This is a genomic window from Cupriavidus plantarum (assembly GCF_905397285.1).
GTDB classification, from domain to species: Bacteria; Pseudomonadota; Gammaproteobacteria; order Burkholderiales; family Burkholderiaceae; genus Cupriavidus; species Cupriavidus plantarum.
This window is the reverse complement of record NZ_CAJPUX010000001.1, coordinates 1,666,057-1,685,605: the sequence shown is the minus strand read 5'-3', so window position 1 is coordinate 1,685,605 and position 19,549 is coordinate 1,666,057. Positions and strand designations below refer to the sequence as shown.

Here is a 19,549-nt window from a genome sequence, read left to right as displayed (position 1 = left end):
GCAATGGTCTCGCAAGCAATGACCTCGAACGTCATCTCGCGCCTCGTCCGCCCGCGCAGCGTGGCCGTGATCGGCGCCTCCGCCGACCCGGCCAAGACGGCCGGCCGGCCCGTCTCGTACCTTACCCGCCATGGCTTCGATGGCGCGATCTATCCGGTGAACCCAAAGGTGGAAACCATCGACGGCCTCCGCTGCTACGCGGATATCGCCTCGCTGCCCGAAGTCCCCGACGTCGGCATCGTACTGCTGGGGGCCGAGCGCGCGCACCTGGCCGTGCGCGAGCTGGCGCAGCGGGGCACCGGGGCCGCCATCGTACTGGCCAGCGGGTACACCGAGACCGGCGAGACCGGCGCCCGGAGACAGGCCGAACTGCTCGAAGCGGCAGGGAACATGCGCCTGCTGGGGCCAAACACGATCGGCCTCGTCAACGTGACCGACGGCATTCCGCTCTCCGCGAGCGGCGCGCTCGAAATGGAAGGCTTCCCCGCGGGGAACATCGGCGTCGTCTCGCAAAGCGGGGGCATCCTCGGCGCGCTGCTGTCGCGCGCGGCCGCACGCGGTATCGGTCTGTCCAAGCTCGTGTCGACGAGCAACGAGGTAGATCTCGACCTCGCGGACTTCGTCGACTACCTCGCCGACGATCCCGCCACGCACGTCATCGCGCTATACGTGGAAAGTGTCCGCCATCCGGCGAAGTTCCGCGCCGCCGCGCTCAAGGCGGCCGCCGCGGGCAAGCCCGTGGTTGCATTCAAGATCGGCCGCTCGGAAGCGGGCGCGCGGGCCGCGGTATCGCATACGGGCGCCATGGCCGGGGCCGATCGCATGTACGACGCGCTGTTCAGACAGGTTGGCGTGATCCGCGCGCAGACGTTCGCCGACCTCATCGATATCCCCGCCGCGCTCGCCACCGCGCGTACCCTGCGCGGCAATCGCGTTGCGGTGCTGACGTCCACCGGCGGCGCTGGCACGCTGGTCTCCGATGCCCTCGGCGTCTCGGGCTTCGAAACGCCAGCGCCCGATGCGGACACCGCGGCACGCCTGCGCGCGCTGCAGAAAGGCGACCATGCCGCGCTCGACCGCAACCCGATCGACGTGACGCTGGCAGGGTTGCAGCCCGACCTGCTGCGCGGCGCCATCCGCGCGCTGCTCGCGAGCCCGAGCTACGACGCGGTGACGATCATCGTCGGCTCGTCGGCGCTGGCGATGCCGGAACTCATGGCCGATGCGATCCACGACTGCCTGCCCGAGAGCGACAAGCCCGTGCTGGCCTACGTGAGCCCGCATGCGCCGCATGTCGCCGCGGTGCTCAACCAGCGCGGCGTGCCCGCGTTCAGCGCCCCGGAGAGCTGCGCGGTGGCGTTCGAAGCGATGCTCGCGGCGAGTCGCCTGAGCGCGGTACACGAGACACCCGCTTCGGCATTGCCCGCGGTGGAGACCGGTGACGTGCCCGCGGGCTCGCTCGACGAGGCGGCGGCCAAGCAGTTGTTCTCGCGCTTCGGCGTCCCCGTCGTACGCGAAGCGGTGGCGACGACGGCGGAGGAAGCCGTCGCGGCGGCCAGGTCGTTCGGCGATCGCGTCGTCCTCAAGATCCTGTCCTCCGCCATCACCCACAAGAGCGACGTGGGCGGCGTCGCGGTCGGCGTCGCGCCGGAAGCCTTGCCCGAACGCATGACGCGCATGCGGGAGGACGTACGCAGGCACACGGGCAGCGCGCCCGAGCGCTTCCTGGTGCAGGAGATGGTGCAGGCCGGCGTCGAGCTCATCCTCGGCACGCACCGCGACGCGCTGGGCACCGCGATCCTGCTTGGCATGGGCGGCGTGACCGCCGAATTGTTCCAGGACACGACGATCCGGTTACTGCCCGAAAATGGCGGCTTGTCACGCGAGACCGCCGCGGCGATGATTCGCGAGTTGAAGACGTGGCCGCTGCTGGATGGCTATCGCGGCCGGCCAAAAGCCGACATCGAAGCGCTGGCGGATGCTATTGTCGCGTTCTCGAACATGGCGGCGTCGTTGGGCGCGCGCCTCGTCGAAGCAGAAATCAATCCGGTCTTCGTGCTGCCCGCCGGCCAGGGCGTGCGCGCGGCAGACGGTGTCGTGGTCATGGTTGCATAGCGGAGCAGACGAATGGGAGTGTCCTCGGAGGAGGCAGCAAAGCGGGCGGAAGCGCAGGCGGACAGGAGTTCGACGGTACGCGCGAACATCGCGGAGGAAGGCCGTGCGATCGACGGCGGCGCCGAAGCCGCGGCGGTGGTGGATCGGCTCGCGTCGCAGTCCCGCTATTTCCTCACCGATGCCGACGGCACGCAGATGGTATGGCGGCGGTTCGGCGAAGGCCCGGCCGTGCTGCTCGTGCATGGCGGCCATGGCAACTGGCTGCACTGGGTGCGCAATATCGAGGCACTGGCCGCGCACCATACGGTCTGGGTGCCCGACATGCCTGGCTACGGCGAGTCGGGCGACCCGACGGGGCCGGAACTTTCGCAACTCGTCGCGGCCATCGCGGCCGGGTACGCGCAGTTGCCAGACCCGGGTCCGATCGACGTGGTCGGCTTCTCGTTCGGCGGCCTGACGTCCGCGCACCTGGCGAGCGTATTACCGCGTGTGCGCCGCCTCGCGCTGCTCGGCCCCGGCGGCCATGCGGGGCCGCGCCGGCAGCAGCGCGCGCTTGTCGACTGGCGCGCGGCGCCCGATGCCGGGGCGCTGGCCGCGGCCATGCGCCACAACGTCGAGGCCTTCATGATCTCCAACCCGGAAGCCATCGACGCGCTGGCGTTGCTCGCCTACACCGATGCCTGCCGCCATACGCGCTTCCGCAGCAAGCATATCTCGCGCGCGGGCGGGCTCGCCGAGGCGCTGGACCGGTTCCGCGGCCCCTCGCTGCTGATATGGGGAGAGGATGACGTCACGGCCGATCCCGACAGCGCGCTGGCGCGCCTCGTCGATGGGCGTCCGCGCCGCGAAGGGGTGATCGTGCCCGAGGCCGGCCATTGGGTCCAGTACGAATCCTTCGCATCGATCAATGCCATACTGCTGGACTGGTTCGAGCATTGACGGAGGTCGCACGTGGATTCGCAGGAAGCGCGCATCCGTGCCCGGGGGCGCCCCGCGAGCACGCAGGCCAACCGCTCGCTCGAGCGGGGCATCGAAATCCTGCGCGCGTTTCGTCCCGGGTCCGAGATCCTTGGCAACGGCGAGCTCGCTGAACGCACGGGCCTCGCGCGCTCGACGGTCAGCCGGCTGACCCAGAGCCTCGTCGATACGGGCTTCCTGCAATACGACGCCACGCTTCGCGCGTACCGGCTTGGCGCGCCCGTGCTCAGCCTCGCGCATGCGATGCGCACGGGTTCCACGCTGCTGCAGGTGGCCGCGCCGCTGATGCGCGATCTGGCGCAGGCCGAGCACCTCAACGTCGGCCTCGCGCTCGCCGATCGCGACGAGATGGTCTATCTGGAGTCGATCCGTTATGGCCGCCGCACCTCGCTGCGCAACGTCGCGGCGGGGCAGCGCGTGCCGATGGCCCTGACGTCGCTGGGCCGTGCGTGGCTCGCCGCGGCGCCGGACGACGAACGGGAAGGGTTGATGCGGCAATTCGCGCGCCGCTTTGCCACGCACTGGGCGTCGCTACACGCGGAGATCGATGCGTCGATCGCGCAGGTGCGCGCGCATGGCTGGTGTATCGCAAGCTGGCAGCCCGAGGTGATGGCAATCTCGACGCCGATGCGCGTCGGGCATTATCCGGTGCACGTGCTCAACGTCAGTCTCTCGACGAAGGCGTCTATCGACGAGGCGGCGAAAGAGCTGGCGCCGCATCTGATGCGACTGGCGGGCGATATCGACGCCGCCTTTGCCAACCTGCAGGCATGACGAGCCCGGGGGCCTGACCCCGCGGCGCACCTTCCTGGGGGCGAACCGCGGGGCAGGGCCGGGGTACCACATACGACCTGCGACCCCTCCTACTTCTCTCTCCTGCTCCTCCCTCCTTGTTCGCTCAATGGCTGATCATCCACGGCCGGCCGGCCGCGTTGCCCTTGACCGCATCGGCGCGCGTGCCGGCTCCCGCATCCGCGCGCCCGGCAAGCTTCACCGACGAACAGCAGCCACAGCCCGCGCCATGATGCCGTGACTCGCGCGGCGCATGCGCGCTACGCTCGTTGGTCGCATGCGCCGCGCGCGAGGCCGCTGGCATGCTCGCAAACGCCGGCGCGGCAACGAGCGCGCGAGGCGAGGCGGCCCCGCACGACGGACAGGTGCAAGGATCGTCTCGGCGCGAGATCGAGCGCAGCACCGCGAAATCACCGCAGTCGGCACAACGGTAGTCATAGGTGGGCATGGCGGCTCCGTGCTTTGTGACGATGTTCAGAGGTCCGGCGACAACGGCAGATCGACCCCACCCGTGATCATTTTCGTCGGCCCCGACGCGCTCGGGCGGATATCGAAGTCGAAGATCTGCGTCGGCAGCCACAGCGTGGCGCATGCGTTCGGGATATCGACGACGCCGCTGATATGCCCCTGCACGGGCGCCGTGCCGAGAATCGAGTACGCCTGCGCCTTCGAGTAGCCGAACTTCGTCATGTATTCGATGGCATTCAGGCACGCCTGGCGATAGGCGACATGCACATCGAGGTAGTGCTGCTTGCCGGCCTCGTCGACCGAGATGCCTTCGAAGATCAGGTAGTCGTTGTACTGCGGCGTGATGGGGCTCGGCTTGAAGATGGGGTTCTTGATGCCGTACTTGGCCATGCCGCCCTTGATCAGCGTCACGCGCATATGGACCCAGCCGGCCATCTCGATCGCGCCGCAGAACGTGATTTCGCCATCGCCCTGCGAGAAGTGCAGGTCGCCGACCGAGAGGCCCGCGCCATCGACATACACGGGGAAGTAGACCTTGGCGCCGCGCGACAGGTCCTTGATGTCGCAGTTGCCGCCATGCTCGCGCGGCGGCACGGTACGCGCGCCCGTGGCCGCGGCGGCATCGCGTGCCTCGCCCTGCAGCTTGCCCATATGCGCGGTGGCCGCGAACGGCGGGTTGGCCAGCGGCGGGACGCGGTCCGGCTCGGTCGCGATGAAGTCCATCTCCCGCTTGTTCCACGTCTCGAGCATCGCCTTGTCCGGCAGGCAGCCGATCAGGCCCGGGTGGATCAGGCCCGCGAAGTTCACGCCGGGGATATGGCGCGACGAGGTGAACATGCCATGGAAGTCCCAGATCGACTTCTGGGCCTGCGGGAAGTGGTCGGTCAGGAAGCCGCCGCCGTTCTTCTTCGAGAAGAAGCCGTTGAAGCCCCAGAGGCTGTCTTGCTTCGCGCCGATGTCGAGCAGATCGACGACGAGCAGGTCGCCGGGCTCCGCGCCTTCCACGCCGACCGGGCCGGACAGGAAGTGGACGGTGCTGAGGTCGACGTCGCGCACGTCGTCGGCCGAGTCGTTGTTCTTGATATAGCCGCCGGTCCAGTCATACGTCTCGAGGATGAAATCGTCGCCCGGCTTGACCCAGCAGGCCATCGGGATATCCGGATGCCAGCGGTTGTGGACGTTGGGGTTCTCGTAGGGCGATTCGGCCAGGTCGACCTTGATCAGGGTGTCCGTCATGACATGCCTCCTTGGAAAGATAAAAGAAATCAGACCGACAAGAGCTGCCGGATGTGATCGTGGTCGGTGCCGTTGCGCTGTGTTTCGTGCACGAAGCGGCCGCCCTCGATGACGAACAGGCGGTCCGCCACGTCCAGCGCGAAGCTGAGCACCTGCTCGGAGAACACGATCGTGATGTCGCGCGTGCGGCGAATCTCGTTGAGCGCGCGCGCGATGTCCTTGATGATCGACGGCTGGATGCCTTCGGTCGGCTCGTCGAGCAGCAGCACCTTGGGGTTCGACACCAGCGCTCGGGCGATCGCCAGCTGTTGCTGCTGCCCGCCGGACAGGTTGCCGCCCTTGCGGCGGCGCATCTCGAACAGCACGGGGAACATGGCGAAGATCTCGTCGGGAATGCGGCGGCTCGTACCTTGTTCCATGCCGGTGAGGATGTTCTCCTCGACGGTCAGGTGCGAGAAGATCATGCGGCCCTGCGGCACATAGCCGAGACCGGCGCGCACGCGGCGGTAGCTCTCGTCGTGCGCCACGTCGCGGCCATCGACGCAGACCTGGCCCGAACGCACGGGCAGCATGCCGATCATCGCCTTGAACAGCGTGGTCTTGCCCATGCCGTTGCGGCCCATGATGGCGACCGTCTCGCCCTGCGCGGCGGCGAACGAAATGCCGTGGAGGGCCTCGCTCTGTCCGTAGTTGACGACAACGTTGTCGACGCTCAGCATGATTTCTCCTCGGTGGCCCGGCTCAATGGCCAAGATAAACGTCGATGACGCGCGGGTCGTTCTGCACCTGATCCATCGAGCCCTCGGCCAGAATCTTTCCCTGATGCATGACGGTGACCTTGTCGGCGATCTCGCGCACGAAGTCCATGTCGTGCTCGATGACAATCACGGCGCGGCCGCGGCTGATGCGCTTGAGCAGCTCGGCCGTCTGCTCGCGCTCGCGCACGCTCATGCCCGCGATCGGTTCGTCGAGCATCAGCAGTTGCGGCTCCTGCATCAGCAGCATGCCGATCTCCAGCCATTGCTTCTGGCCGTGCGACAGTTGCGCGGCCTCGCGTTCGAGCGCTTCCGACAGGCCAATCTCCGCGGCCACGTCCGACACGCGCTGGCGTACCTCGGCATCGGTCTTGAAGGCGAGGGCGCCGAACACCCCGCGTCCGCGCGGAAACGACACCGCCAGGTTCTGGAACACGCTGAGGTTCTCGTAGATCGAGGGCGTCTGGAACTTGCGGCCGATGCCGGCACGCACGATCTGGTATTCGGGCAGTCCCGTCATCTCGCGATTGACGAACTTGATGCTGCCGCCGGTCGCGCGCGTCTTGCCGCAGACGAGGTCGAGCAGCGTCGTCTTGCCGGCGCCGTTCGGGCCGATGATGACGCGCAGTTCGTCGCGATCGACGTACAGCGTGAGCTTGTCGATCGCCTTGAAGCCGTCGAAGGAGACCGTGAGATCTTCCACGGCCAGCATGAAGTCGGTATTGCTCATGGTCGCTCCTGTGACGTTGTGCGGTGGCGATCAGGCTGCCTTGCCGGGCACGCCTTCGGCAGGGGTGGCCGCGTCCCCGGCCGGCTTGCGGCGCACGTATTTGCTGTAGAGTCCCGCCAGTCCGTCCGGGAAGGCCACAACGACGCCGATGAACAGCGCGGCCATCAGGAACAGCCACAGGTCCGGAAAGCTTTCGGAGAAGTAGGTCTTGCCCGCGTTGACGAGCAGCGTGCCCCATACCGCGCCGACCAGGCTCATGCGGCCGCCGACCGCGGCAAAGATCACCATCTCGATCGACGGCACGATGCCGACGAACGACGGCGACATGAACCCGACCTGCAGCGTGAACATCGCGCCGCCGATCGCGGCCAATGCGGCGGCCAGGCAGAACACGAATACCTTGAACATCGCCACGTCGTAGCCGGAGAAGCGCACGCGATCCTCCTTGTCGCGCATCGCCAGCAACAGCACGCCGAGCTTGGTTACCTGCACCCAGCGGCACAGCGCGATGACGGCGAACAACAGCACCACGTTGACGAAGTACAGGATCAGGCGGGCACTGTCGGTGCGGATATCCCAGCCGAGCATGGTCTTGAGGTCGGTGATGCCGTTGACGCCGCCCGTATAACCTTGCTGGCCGATGATCAGCACGGACAGGATCAGCGCGATGGCCTGCGTGATGATGGCGAAGTACACGCCACCGACGCGGCGGCGGAACATCGCGAACGAGACGATGAAGGCGAGGGCCATCGGCACGACGATCACGCCGATCAGCGCCACGGGCAGATGGCGGAACGGCTCCCACCACCAGGGCAGCGCGGTGAGCTGGTTCCAGTCCATGAAGTCGGGGATGCCCGGCGTCGACTGGATCGCCGTGCTCTTGGGGTCGGATGCCTCGAGCTTGAGGAACATCGCCATGGCATAGCCGCCGAGGCCGAAGAAGACGCCCTGGCCCAGACTCAGCACGCCGCCGTAGCCCCACAGCATGACGAGACCGACCGCCACGAATGCGTAGCTCAGGTATTTGCCGACAAGGTTGAGCCGGAAGATATCCAGCGAAAGCGGCATCACGACCAGCAGCACGAGGGCCAGCAGCGCGTAGCCGCTCCAGCTGGAGCCGGCAACGGCGCGTAGCTTTGCGGGCAGGGTTGTCGGAATGGGCATGAAGAGCTCCGGTGGAAACGTGTGTCAGCGACGGATATCAGCGACGGACGGCGGGGGCAAACAGTCCCTGCGGCCGAATCATCAGAATCGTCACGATGAGCAGCAGCGTGGTGACACGCGCCATCGACCCCGTCATGAAGAACTCGGTAATCGATTGCGTCTGCGCAATCCCGAATGCCGAGGCAACCGTGCCGGCAAGACTTGCCGCGCCGCCAAACGTGACGACGAGGAACGAATCGACGATGTAGAGTGCGCCGCTGGTAGGCCCGGTAGAACCGATGGTGGTGAATGCCGCGCCGGCCACGCCCGCGATCCCGCAGCCAATCGCGAACGTCACGCGATCCGTGCGCTTCGTATTGATGCCCGCGGCGTTGGCCATGGGACGGTTTAGCGTGGTGGCCCGCACGCGCAGGCCCCAGCGGGAGCGGTACAGCGCGAGCCACACGAGACCGGCGACGCCAAGCGTCAGGGCCATCACGAACAGGCCATTGATGGGGATGTCGAGGCCTTCTGCCGGGGCCCACGAGCCCATCAGCCAGTCGGGCAGCGTCGGACTGACTTCCTTCGGCCCGAACGTCGAGCGGAACACCTGCTGCATGCCGAGCGAGAGGCCCCAGGTGGCTAGCAGTGTGTCCAGCGGACGCTTGTACAGATGCCGGATCAGCGCCCACTCGGCGAGCCATCCGGCAAGGAAGGCCAGCACGAATGCGACCGCGATCGCGAGCGGAAAGTAGTAGGGCATCCACGACGGGGCGAGGCGCTCCGTCATCGTGGATGCGAGGAAGATCGTATAGGCGCCGATCGTCATGAACTCGCCGTGGGCCATGTTGATGACGCCCATCTGGCCGAAGATGATGGCCAGGCCCAGTGCCATCAGCAGCAGGACCGAGAACAGGCTCAGGCCTGCAAAGCCCTGCATCAGGCCGATGTTCAGCATGTCGGACAAGTTCATGACGTATGACTCCGCGCGTGGTTGATCTCTTTGCTGCGCCCTTCGGGCTCTTGCCTGGCCCTTATTGGTAGCCCTTCGGGAACGGGTTCGGCGGAATCAGGTCCGGCGACTCGGCCACCACCTTGAATTGCCCGTCGAGCTGGGCGAGGCCCACGCGCGTCTTGCTCCACAGGTGATGGTTCGGATCGACCTTGACGTAGCCTTCCGGCGCGGTCTTGAGCTCGAGACCCGGCGACGCGGCCACGACCTTGTCCACGTCGAAGCTGCCGGCCTTTTCCACGGCCGCTTTCCACAGCCAGGGGCCAAGGTAGCCGGCCTGCGTCACATCGCCGATCACGGACTTGGCGCCGTACTTCGCCTTGAACGCATCGACGAACTTCTTGTTGTTCGCGTTATCGAGCGACTGGAAGTACTTCATCGCCGCGTAGAAGCCCGCGATGTTTTCGCCGCCGATGCCGAGCACTTCGTCTTCGGTCACGGAGATCGTCAGCAGGAACTGCTTGTCCGCCGTGATGCCGGCCGCCTTCAGCTGCTTGTAGAACGCCACGTTTGAGCCGCCCACGACGATCGCGTAGATGCAGTCCGGCTTGGCCACCTTGATCTTGTTGATCAGCGAGTTGAAGTTGGTATGGCCGAGCGGGTAGTATTCCTCGCCGACCACCTTGTTCTTCTGGAAATTCTCGATGTGCTTGCGCGCGATCTTGTTCGACGTGCGCGGCCAGATGTAGTCCGAGCCGATGAGGAAGAAGCTCTTGGCGTTCTTCTGTTTCGCCGCCCAGTCCAGGCCCCAGATGATCTGCTGCGTGGCTTCCTGACCCGTGTAGATGACGTTCTTCGACTGCTCGAGGCCTTCATAGAAGGTCGGGTAGTAGAGCAGGCCGTTTTCCTTCTCGAACACCGGCAGCACGGCCTTGCGCGAGGCGGAGGTCCAGCAACCGAACACGGCGGCGACGCGGTCGTTCACCAGCAGCTTCTTCGACTTCTCGGCGAAGGTCGGCCAGTCGGAGGCGCCGTCTTCCTTGATCACCTTGATCTTGCGGCCCAGCACGCCGCCGGCGGCGTTGATCTGATCGATGGCGAGTTGTTCGGCCTGGATGGAACCGGTTTCCGAGATGGCCATCGTGCCGGTGGCCGAGTGCAGCTGACCCACGGTGACTTCGGTATCGGTGACCGCCAGCTTGGTCGTGTTGGCCGTGGCGGTGGGGATGTTGGCACCGTGAGCGAGGCCCGCCACGCCCGCCATACCCGCGATGGGCAACGACGCGACACCTTGCATCAGTCGCCGCCGCTGCAGCGAAACCCCATCGCCATCGGCGAGGGAAGGGGACCCGGAATATTTTTTGTCACGCATGATCGACGCTCCTTGGCAGCGAGGTGTTGGATGGGCGGTGTCAGGTACTGCGGTGTGATGGGGCGGATCATGCGGCGCGGCGGATACGCATGCCTATACGTCATTCAACGTACGGAGGGGGAGCGTGCCGGCGGGCGGGGAGAGGGCACACAACTTGCATTCCTGAGCCGGTCCACTTTCCCGCCCAGCCCGCCCATGTCGAGCGCCACCCAGCCCGTCCAGCGCATCAGCAAGATCCGCCGCGACTACAACCGGTGGGTGGCCGACGAAACGCTGGAGGACTATGCGCTGCGGTTTGCACCAAGGTCGTTCCGCAAATGGAGCGCGTTCCGGGTCTCGAATACCGCTTTTGGTGCAGTCGCATTCCTCGCGCTGGAAGCCATCGGCGCGGCGATCACCCTCAGTTATGGCTTCACCAATGCCATGTGGGCCATCGGCGTCGTCAGCCTCGTCATCTTCCTGACGGGCCTGCCGATCTCGTATTACGCCGCCCGCCATGGCCTCGACATGGACCTGCTGGCCAGAGGCGCGGGCTTCGGCTACCTCGGCTCGACCATCACCTCGCTGATCTACGCCAGCTTCACGTTTATCTTCTTCGCGCTGGAAGCCGCGATCATGGCGCAGGCCTTCGAGCTGCTGTTCGGGATGCCAAGACCCATCGGCTACCTGCTGTCAGCCATCGTGGTCATTCCGCTCGTGATGCATGGCGTGACCCTGTTGTCGCGCATCCAGGTCTGGACGCAACCGCTCTGGCTGGTGCTGCTGGTGTTGCCGTACGCCCTGATTCTCTGGCGCGAGCCGCATCTCTATAGCGACTTCCTCTCGCTGAACGGCCGGCTCGCCGACGGCGACGGCTTCTCGTGGCACGCGTTCGGCGCGGCGGCCACCGTGGCGGCGGCGCTCATCGCGCAGATCGGCGAGCAGGTCGACTTCCTGCGGTTCATGCCGCCGCTGACCAGGCGCAATCGCATCCGCTGGTGGAGCGCGCTGATCATGGCCGGCCCCGGATGGATCCTCCTGGGCGCGGCAAAGATGGCCGGCGGGGCGTTCCTCGCATTCGTCGTGCTGCAGGCCGAACTCCCGCTGGCGCACGCGCTCGAACCCACGCAGATGTACCTCGTGGGCTTCACCCGCGCATTAGGCTCCAACTCTCCCGTATGGCTCGCCGTCGTGCTGACGGGTGTCTTCGTGCTGGTCTCGCAGACCAAGATCAACATTACCAATGCGTACGCCGGCTCGCTCGCCTGGTCGAACGTGTTCGCCAGACTCACCCACAGCCACCCCGGCCGCGTCGTCTGGCTCGCGTTCAACGTGCTGATCGCGGTCATGCTCATGGCGATGGGCGTCTTCGAGGCGCTCGAGCAGGTGCTCGCGCTCTATGCGCACCTCGCGGTCGCATGGGTCGGCGCGATCTGCGGCGACCTCGTCCTCAGCAAGCCACTGGGCCTGTCACCGCGAGACATCGAGTTCCGGCGCGCATACCTGTTCGACATCAATCCCTCGGGGTTCGGCGCGATGATGATCGCCTCCGCGCTGTCGATGCTCGTGCATCTCGGCGCGTTCGGCGATACGCTGCGGCCCGCCTCGGTCGCGGTGGGGCTCGTGCTGGCGATCGGGTTGCCGCCGCTGATCGCATGGGCCACGCAAAGCCGCTACTTCATCGCGCGCACGCCGGTGGACTTCGGCGCGCGCCATGCGGTAATCCGCTGCGCCATCTGCCGCAATCCTTTCGAACGCGAGGATGTGGCCGCATGCCCCGCGTATCGCGGCCCGATCTGCTCGCTGTGTTGCACGCTCGACGCGCGTTGCGGCGATCGCTGCAAGCCCGGGGCCAGCGCGCCCGAGCAGATCGCCACGGCGCTCACACGCGTGCTGCCTGCCGGCACGCCGCCCGTCATGGCACGGCGGCTCGGGCAGTTCTGTCTGGTACTGCTGGGGATGGTGTTCGCGTTCGGCACGCTGTTGTGGCTGCTCTATACGCAGGAGCAACTGTCGAGCCCGCTCGTGGCCGCATTGCCGCGCGGCGGGCTGTTCCTCAAGATCGGCGCCGGGCTGATGCTGTTCTCCGCGGTGGCGGCATGGTGGCTTGTGCTGGCCAACGAGAGTCGTTCGGTGGCGCAGGAGGAATCCGAGCGTCAGAACATGCTGCTGCAGAAGGAAATCGACGCGCACCGGCAGACCGATGCGTTGCTGCAGAGCGCGAAGGAGGTTGCCGAAAAGGCGAACCAGGCGAAGAGCCGCTTCATCACGGGCATGAGTCACGAGATGCGCGCGGGGCTCAATTCGATTCTTGGGTATTCGCAGCTGTTGCTGCGGGCGCCGACGTTGCCACCGGTGTGCCGCGAGGATGTCCGCACGATCGGCCGCGCTGGGGAGCATTTGTCCAGCCTCGTCGACGGGTTGCTGGAGTTGTCGCGCATCGAGGCGGGGAAGCTGCGGCTGGAACAGGAGGCCGTCGGGCTCGAAGGGCTGTTCGACGATCTCGTGCGCATGTTCCGTCCGCTTGCCGCGGCACGGGGGCTGGCTTTCCACTATCGCGTGAGCGGCACGCTGCCGTCGCATGTGCATGGGGATTCCAAGCGGCTGCGGCAGATCGTCATCAATCTTGTCAGCAATGCCATCAAGTTCACCGAGCAGGGGGCTGTCACGCTGAGCGTGCGGCATCAGCGCGAGCTGGCGACGATCTCGGTGGAAGACACGGGTCCGGGCATCTCGGCCGAGGATCAGGCGCGTATCTTCGACCCATTCGAGCGAGGCACGCCGCATGACGATCGCGAAGGCATCGGTCTTGGACTGGCCATCGTGCGGTTGCTGGCCGACCTGATGGGCGGGGAGATTCGCGTGCGGAGCGCGCCGGGAGAGGGCAGCGAGTTCTCCGTGCGGCTCTATCTGCCGACGGTTTCCGCTTCCGCGCCGAAGCCTTCCGCGGTGCAACGCGTGCCGTTGCCCGACGATGCGCGCGTGCTGGTGGTCGATGATCGCGCCGCGCATCGGGCGGTATTGCGGGGCTTCCTCGGGCCGTTGGGATTGACCGTGCACGAGGTGGGTGTCGGGGCCGAGGTATTGCCAGCGGTGCGCCGCGTGCGGCCGCATCTCGTGCTGCTGGATCTGAACCTTCCCGATGCGTCGGGCTGGGACCTGTGCAGGCATCTGCGCGCGCTGCCCGACGCACCGCGCGTGGTGATCGTCTCCGCCAACGCGCACGAGAATACCGAGGAGGCGCGCGCCACGCATGGTTACTTCGGCTTCGTGAGCAAGCCCGTGCGCGAGACGGAACTGCTCGACACGGTCCGCCGCGCCCTGACGACGGCCGCGCCGGCGTCATCGGCGGCAAAACCGGCAGCCGTCGCGCGCAAGGCCGGGCGGGGCCACGGCACGGCGTCACCCAGCGACATCCGCCTCACGGCGGGCGCCACGTCATATCCCGACGCCGAACTCCTGCGCGAACTCCTGCAAATGGGCGCCACCGGCCGCCTGCGCGCGGTCGAGGCGCAATTGACCGAAATGGCCGAGAACGGCGGCGCGCTCGCGGCGTGGGCGTCGCGGATGCTCACGCTGGCGCGGACCGATGGCCATGCTCTCAACGTTTCCCTAGGCGAGGCTCTTCATGCGACCCGATCCTGAAACCCGTGTACTGGTGGTGGACGACAACCCGGATGCCCGCGGCTTCCTGACCCGCGCGCTCGGCAGCGAGGCGATGCTCGTGCATGCCGCGGCCGATGGCAACGCCGCGCTCGATGCGCTGATGCATTTCGCGCCGGACGCGGTGCTGCTCGACGTTGACATGCCCGGCATGGACGGCTTTGCCACATGCGAGCGCATCATGGACCGGCATGGCGACCTGGCGGTGATCTTCATGACGGGCCTCGGCGACACCGGCCATATCGTGAGGGGCTTCGAGGTCGGCGCGTGCGACTACGTCACCAAGCCGGTGGAAATCGCCGAGGTCGTCGCCAGAGTCCGCTCCCACGCCAGCAAGGCGCGCCTGGCCCGCAGCGCGCGAGAAGCGATATTCGGCAGCACGGTCCCCATGCTGGCCGCGGCCGGCGGCCGTATCGCATGGATCAACGGCAGCGCGGTGGCATTGCTGGAGGCCGTAGGCTGGCCGCCGTGCAAGGCCAACGACCCGCTCCCGGCGGGCCTGTCCACGGCGCTGGCGGACACGGGCGCGCCATGGCACGGGCTACGCCTGCGCCCACTGACGGCGGACACCGCCGACGTCGTCGTCGTGGAGCTCGCCCGCGCGGATCTGCCCACCCGTGCCACCGAAGCCTCTTCCCTGACGCCCCGGGAGGCGGAGGTGATGCTATGGGTCGCCCGCGGCAAAACCAACCGCGACGTGGCGGAAATCCTCGGCATGAGCCCGCGCACGGTGAACAAGCACCTGGAGCACGTGTACGAGAAGCTCGGCGTGGAGACGAGAACCGCGGCGGTGGCCGCGGCGCAGCGGTGTTTGATGGCGAGTTAAGGGGCGAGTTAAGGGCCGACCGCTCAGGAAGGCCGCCCCGCCAGCTTCAGCCCCGACGACCCGCATCCGCACGTCGCGCTATGCATATGCGCGCCGCCACCATCGAGCGAGCCGGCCGATGTTCCTCCCAGCGAAGGTGCCGCCACGATGGCGCGGGGGGACGCCGTGCCGCAGATTGGGCACTCGCACAGCGTGTCGCGTTCCGAGATGCGGCGCATGCGGGCGAAGTCGCCGCAGTCGGGGCAGCAGTAGTCGTATGTGGGCATGGCGCATCCGTTTTGAAAAGACACCCCTAGCTTAAATCAGTCTGCCCCCGGCTTGTCGATTTCGCCATGGCGATTTCGGAAAGACACGACGATGTCGGCCACGGGCCCGACCCGTACCATGGCCCCTATAATCGCCGGCATGGAGACGAACCTCGAAAAGCGCTTTGGCTTCCTCGTGGCCGATGTCGGGCGGTTGACCGGCAAGCGGTTCGACGACCTCGCGCGCGCGTCGCTCGACCTGACGCGCGCCCAGTGCCGCGCGCTGGCCTACCTTTCGCACTACGGGGAAATCAATCAGGTACGGTTGGCGGACCTGATGGAGGTGGCGCCCATCTCCGCGGGCAGGCTGCTGGACCGCATGGAAGACGGCGGCTGGATCGCTAGGCGGCCCAACCCGGACGACCGTCGCGAGCGCATGGTGCGCATGACGGACAAGGCCGCGCAAGCCCTCGACCGCGCCAGGCGCGTCGGCGACGCGATCGCGGCCGAGGCGCTGCAGGGCTTCACGCCGCAGGAAGCCGACCAGCTGATGGCCATGCTCCAGCGCGTCCGTGGCAATCTTGTGGGAATCGTCGATCGTTGAAAGATGAGTGGGCTGACATCGAAGACGCCTCGTCTGCATGAAAGGCATGCCATGTCCAGAATGCTTGCTTTCACGACTGCCGCGCTACGCTCGACGACGATTGCGACGACACGCGTGACTACGATCCTTTCCCGATCAATCCCACCCCGGGTTCAGACTTTCCGGATTGGCCAGCCGCTCGCCACGATCGAGCGTGGCAATCGCGTCCATCTCCGCCGCGGACAACGTCAGCCGCGCCGCCGCGAGATTGGCCTCGAGGTTCGCGCGCCGGGTCGAAGACGGAATCACCGCATAACCCTGCTGCATCAGCCAGGCCAGCGACACCTGCGCGGGCGTAGCCTGATGGTCTGCGGCAATGCGCTTGAGCACGATGTCATCCATGACCTTGCCGTACGCCAGCGGCATATAGGCGGTCAGATGGAGCCCTTGCTCGCGCATGAACGCGGCAAGCTTGCGGTTCTGCAGGAACGGATGCACTTCCACCTGATTGGTGGCAATGGCGTCCTTGCCGACGACGTCGATGGCCTGCTTCAGCAGCGCGATCGGAAAGTTCGACACGCCGATCTCGCGCGTCAGGCCGGCCTCGCGCACAGCCGCCAGCGCTTCCATGTACTCGGGCAGCGGCACCGCCTGCTTCGGTGAAGGCCAGTGGATCAACAGCAGGTCGACCTTGTCGGTCCGCAGCTTCTCGAGGCTGGCCTCGAGGCTCGGGCGCAACGCATCGCGGCCAAGGTTGTCGGTCCAGATCTTGGTGGTCACATAGATCGCGTCGCGCGGCACGCCGCTCTCCGCGATGGCCTTGCCGACCTCGGCTTCATTGCCGTAGATCTGCGCGGTGTCGATGTGGCGATAGCCGACGTCGAGGCCCGTCAGGACCGAATCGATGACCTGCTGGTCCTTGAGGCGGAACGTGCCGAGACCGAATTGAGGCATACGCATGGAGAGCTCCAAAGGATGACGTTTGACGATGCCGCACACTTTGGTCGCAAACGCCATGCGGAAAAAGCATCTGATTCGAATAAGATAGTTGACTAATACTCAAGAATCACCCCGCTTACCGCATGAAACTCACCCTCGAAGAACTCGCCGCCTTCGTGACCGTGGTCGACCGTGGCTCGATCACCGCCGCCGCGGACTCGCTCGACCAGACGGTCTCCGGCATCAGCCGCGCGCTGTCGCGGCTCGAAGAAAAGCTCGAGACCACGCTGCTGCGCCGGACGACCCGGCGGCTGGAGTTGACGGAAGAGGGGCAGGCCATGCTGGCCCACGCGCGCGAGATCCTCGCCGCCACGGAATTGGCCGAGGAACAGATGGCCATGCGCCGCCAGCAGCCCGCCGGCCGCCTGCGCGTCAACGCCGCGTCGCCGTTCATGATTCACGTGATCGTGCCCCTCGTCGGCGCGTTCCGCGCCTGCTATCCCGATATCGAACTCGAACTGAACACCAACGACCAGATCATCGACCTGCTCGAGCAACGCACCGACGTGGCCATCCGCATCGGCGTGCTGCGGGACTCCACGCTCCATGCGCGCCCGCTCGGCACGAGCCAGATCCGCGTGCTTGCGAGTCCGGCCTACCTGAAGCAGCATGGCCGCCCCAAGGCGGTGGCCGACCTGGCGAACCACACGCTGATCGGCTTCAACCAGCCCGAGCATCTGAACCGCTGGCCTCTGCGGGGCGGCAACGACGACGGGGTGCCGATTACACCGCAAATCTGCGCGTCGAGCGGAGAGACCGTCCGGCATCTGGCGCTGGCCGGGCAGGGCATCGCCTGCCTGTCGGACTTCATGACCGAGACCGACCGCCGCGCGGGCGACCTCGTGCAGGTACTGATGCGCGAGCATATCGAGGTCCGGCAGTCGATCCACGCGGTCTACTATCTGAATACCCAGTTGTCGGCGCGCATCTCGGTGTTCCTGGACTTCCTGTCGCGCCATCTGGGCAGTGGTCAGGGCGGGGCGGGCGCGATCAAGCGGAAACCCTGATCGACTGGTATACTTTCCGGTTTTTCTGCGGGCAGGTATGACTTACGCCGTCAAGGAAATCTTCTACACGTTGCAGGGCGAGGGCGCGAATGCGGGCCGCGCGGCAGTGTTCTGCCGTTTTGCGGGCTGCAACCTCTGGACCGGCCGCGAGGAAGATCGTGCGCGCGCGGTCTGCCAGTTCTGCGACACGGACTTCGTCGGCACCGACGGCACGCGCGGCGGCAAGTACCGCACGGCGGACGAGCTGGCCGACATCGTCGCGTCCGAATGGCCGCAGGGCGCCGATGCCGCGGGCGGCAAGCCGCTCGTGGTATGCACCGGCGGCGAGCCGCTGCTGCAGCTCGACAAGCCGCTGATCGACGCGCTGCACGCGCGCGGCTTCGAGATCGCGATCGAGACCAACGGCACGATCGCGGTGCCGGACGGCATCGACTGGATCTGCGTGAGCCCGAAGATGGGTTCGGAACTCGTCGTCACGAAGGGCGACGAACTCAAAGTCGTCATTCCGCAGCAGGGTCAGGACTTCGCGGCATACGAGCAGCTCGATTTCCGCTATTTCATGGTGCAGGCCATGGATGGTCCACTGGCACGGCAGAATACGGCTGCCGCGGTCGATTTCTGCCAGCGCCATCCGCGCTGGCGCCTGTCGCTGCAGACTCACAAGCTGCTGGGCATTCGCTGATCCATGACGAAACAAGTCTCCATCACCCGCCGGCTCGAATTCGATGCCGGCCACCGCATTCCGAGCCATGGCGGCCACTGCCGCAACATCCATGGTCATCGCTATCGCCTGGACCTGACGCTGTCCGGCGAGGTGCTGCACCTCGAGGGCGCGCCGGACGACGGCATGATCCTGGACTTCGGCGATATCAAGTCGCTGGCCAACGAGCACCTGGTCAACAAGTGGGACCATGCGTTCCTCATCTATCGGGGCGACACCGCGCTGTTGAATTTCCTGCAGACGATGGACAACCACAAGACCGTGGTCATCGAGTCGATCCCGACGGTCGAGAACCTCGCGCAGGAAGCGTTCGACATCCTCGCGCCCGTGTTCCGCAACTGCTTTGGCCACCAGCTGCAGCTGACGCGCCTCGTGCTGTTCGAAACGCCGAACTGCTGGGCCGAAGTCAGCGCGCCCGTGCAACTGCCCGCGCAGGACTGATGACCGCCCACGCCACACCTTCTTTTGCCGACGCCGCCGCGCGCGACCGCCATTACATGGCCGCCGCGCTCGAGGAAGCGCGCCTCGCCGAGGCCGCCGGGGAAGTGCCCGTGGGGGCCGTGGTGGTGTGGAACGACGAGATCATCGCGCGCGGGCACAACCTGCCGATCCGCTCGGTGGACCCGTCCGCGCATGCCGAAATGCAGGCGCTGCGCGCGGCGGCGCGCGTGCTGGGCAACTACCGCATGCCCGAGTGCGAGCTGTATGTCACGCTGGAGCCGTGCGCGATGTGCAGCGGCGCGATCCTCCATGCCCGGCTGCGTCACGTGGTGTTTGGCGCGACCGATCCCAAGACCGGCGCGGCGGGCAGCGTGGTGGACCTGTTCGCGCAGGCGAGCCTCAATCACCAGACCACGGTCACGCGCGGCGTGATGGCCGATGCGTGCGGCCAGATGCTGCGGGACTTCTTTGGCGCAAGGCGCCGCGCGCGGAAGGACGCCCAGAAGGCCGCCTCCGTCCCTGACACCGATGCCGACGCATGAGC

At 66.5% G+C, this 19,549-nt stretch carries 19 protein-coding genes; 10 read left to right on the top strand and 9 right to left on the bottom strand.

What is annotated here, in order from left to right:
* Positions 1-3: 3 nt before the first annotated feature.
* Genes KHP16_RS07735 through KHP16_RS07725 form a run of 3 tightly spaced genes read left to right on the top strand, consistent with a single transcriptional unit; the run spans position 4 to position 3,867 of the window.
* Entirely contained in the window at positions 4-2,115 is a 2,112-nt protein-coding gene (locus KHP16_RS07735) for an acetate--CoA ligase family protein (protein WP_415831403.1), read from the top strand.
* Between the two features lie 12 nt (positions 2,116-2,127).
* Complete coding sequence (locus tag KHP16_RS07730) at positions 2,128-3,054, top strand: alpha/beta fold hydrolase (RefSeq protein ID WP_244835678.1); 927 nt, start codon at positions 2,128-2,130, stop codon at positions 3,052-3,054.
* 12 nt (positions 3,055-3,066) lie between these two features.
* Positions 3,067-3,867 carry an IclR family transcriptional regulator gene (locus KHP16_RS07725; protein ID WP_109580984.1) on the top strand — a complete coding sequence of 267 codons (801 nt, stop codon included), beginning with the start codon at positions 3,067-3,069 and terminating at the stop codon, positions 3,865-3,867.
* A gap of 124 nt (positions 3,868-3,991) precedes the next feature.
* On the opposite strand, the gene KHP16_RS07720 is transcribed toward KHP16_RS07725, so the two are convergent.
* The 7 genes from KHP16_RS07720 to urtA form a co-directional block, all read right to left on the bottom strand.
* Positions 3,992-4,333 carry an FmdB family zinc ribbon protein gene (locus KHP16_RS07720; RefSeq protein ID WP_109580985.1) on the bottom strand — a complete coding sequence of 114 codons (342 nt, stop codon included), beginning with the start codon at positions 4,331-4,333 and terminating at the stop codon, positions 3,992-3,994.
* Between the two features lie 26 nt (positions 4,334-4,359).
* Entirely contained in the window at positions 4,360-5,589 is a 1,230-nt protein-coding gene (fmdA, locus tag KHP16_RS07715) for a formamidase (protein ID WP_109580986.1), read from the bottom strand.
* A gap of 29 nt (positions 5,590-5,618) precedes the next feature.
* On the bottom strand, positions 5,619-6,308 hold the full coding sequence (gene urtE, locus KHP16_RS07710; protein WP_109580987.1) for an urea ABC transporter ATP-binding subunit UrtE: 690 nt from the start codon (positions 6,306-6,308) through the stop codon (positions 5,619-5,621).
* A 22-nt stretch (positions 6,309-6,330) separates the two neighbouring features.
* Entirely contained in the window at positions 6,331-7,074 is a 744-nt protein-coding gene (urtD, locus tag KHP16_RS07705; protein ID WP_109580988.1) for an urea ABC transporter ATP-binding protein UrtD, read from the bottom strand.
* 30 nt (positions 7,075-7,104) lie between these two features.
* On the bottom strand, positions 7,105-8,238 hold the full coding sequence (gene urtC, locus KHP16_RS07700) for an urea ABC transporter permease subunit UrtC (protein WP_109580989.1): 1,134 nt from the start codon (positions 8,236-8,238) through the stop codon (positions 7,105-7,107).
* Between the two features lie 37 nt (positions 8,239-8,275).
* Positions 8,276-9,190, bottom strand: coding sequence for an urea ABC transporter permease subunit UrtB (gene urtB, locus KHP16_RS07695; RefSeq protein ID WP_211959891.1), 915 nt, complete (start codon positions 9,188-9,190; stop codon positions 8,276-8,278).
* A 61-nt stretch (positions 9,191-9,251) separates the two neighbouring features.
* A complete protein-coding gene (urtA, locus tag KHP16_RS07690) occupies positions 9,252-10,541 on the bottom strand; it encodes an urea ABC transporter substrate-binding protein (RefSeq protein ID WP_109580991.1) in 1,290 nt (429 codons plus the stop codon).
* 195 nt (positions 10,542-10,736) lie between these two features.
* Between urtA and KHP16_RS07685 the strand changes: the two genes are divergently transcribed.
* Both KHP16_RS07685 and KHP16_RS07680 read left to right on the top strand, forming a co-directional pair.
* Positions 10,737-14,165: a hybrid sensor histidine kinase/response regulator gene (locus KHP16_RS07685; RefSeq protein WP_211959890.1), complete on the top strand. Its 3,429-nt coding sequence runs from the start codon at positions 10,737-10,739 to the stop codon at positions 14,163-14,165.
* A complete protein-coding gene (locus KHP16_RS07680; RefSeq protein ID WP_109580993.1) occupies positions 14,149-15,009 on the top strand; it encodes a response regulator transcription factor in 861 nt (286 codons plus the stop codon). Before KHP16_RS07685 ends, KHP16_RS07680 begins: the two co-directional genes overlap by 17 nt.
* A gap of 23 nt (positions 15,010-15,032) precedes the next feature.
* Here KHP16_RS07680 and KHP16_RS07675 read toward each other — a convergent pair whose 3' ends face one another.
* On the bottom strand, positions 15,033-15,275 hold the full coding sequence (locus tag KHP16_RS07675) for an FmdB family zinc ribbon protein (RefSeq protein WP_211959889.1): 243 nt from the start codon (positions 15,273-15,275) through the stop codon (positions 15,033-15,035).
* A 139-nt stretch (positions 15,276-15,414) separates the two neighbouring features.
* On the opposite strand from KHP16_RS07675, the gene KHP16_RS07670 reads away from it, so the two are divergent.
* Complete coding sequence (locus KHP16_RS07670; protein ID WP_115952881.1) at positions 15,415-15,858, top strand: MarR family winged helix-turn-helix transcriptional regulator; 444 nt, start codon at positions 15,415-15,417, stop codon at positions 15,856-15,858.
* A gap of 135 nt (positions 15,859-15,993) precedes the next feature.
* On the opposite strand, the gene dkgB is transcribed toward KHP16_RS07670, so the two are convergent.
* On the bottom strand, positions 15,994-16,797 hold the full coding sequence (dkgB, locus tag KHP16_RS07665; protein ID WP_109582650.1) for a 2,5-didehydrogluconate reductase DkgB: 804 nt from the start codon (positions 16,795-16,797) through the stop codon (positions 15,994-15,996).
* A 122-nt stretch (positions 16,798-16,919) separates the two neighbouring features.
* Here dkgB and KHP16_RS07660 point away from each other — a divergent pair, with 122 nt between their 5' ends.
* From KHP16_RS07660 to tadA, 4 genes are read left to right on the top strand one after another with little or no spacing between them, the layout of a single operon-like run.
* The gene (locus KHP16_RS07660; RefSeq protein WP_109580996.1) at positions 16,920-17,843 is read left to right on the top strand and encodes a LysR substrate-binding domain-containing protein; all 924 of its coding nucleotides are present in this window, start codon (positions 16,920-16,922) and stop codon (positions 17,841-17,843) included.
* Between the two features lie 37 nt (positions 17,844-17,880).
* Entirely contained in the window at positions 17,881-18,525 is a 645-nt protein-coding gene (gene queE / locus KHP16_RS07655) for a 7-carboxy-7-deazaguanine synthase (RefSeq protein WP_109580997.1), read from the top strand.
* A gap of 3 nt (positions 18,526-18,528) precedes the next feature.
* Positions 18,529-19,005, top strand: coding sequence for a 6-pyruvoyl trahydropterin synthase family protein (locus tag KHP16_RS07650; RefSeq protein WP_211959888.1), 477 nt, complete (start codon positions 18,529-18,531; stop codon positions 19,003-19,005).
* Complete coding sequence (gene tadA, locus KHP16_RS07645) at positions 19,005-19,547, top strand: tRNA adenosine(34) deaminase TadA (RefSeq protein ID WP_179593481.1); 543 nt, start codon at positions 19,005-19,007, stop codon at positions 19,545-19,547. The genes KHP16_RS07650 and tadA overlap by 1 nt, the downstream gene beginning before the upstream one ends.
* The last annotated feature ends 2 nt before the right edge of the window (positions 19,548-19,549 follow it).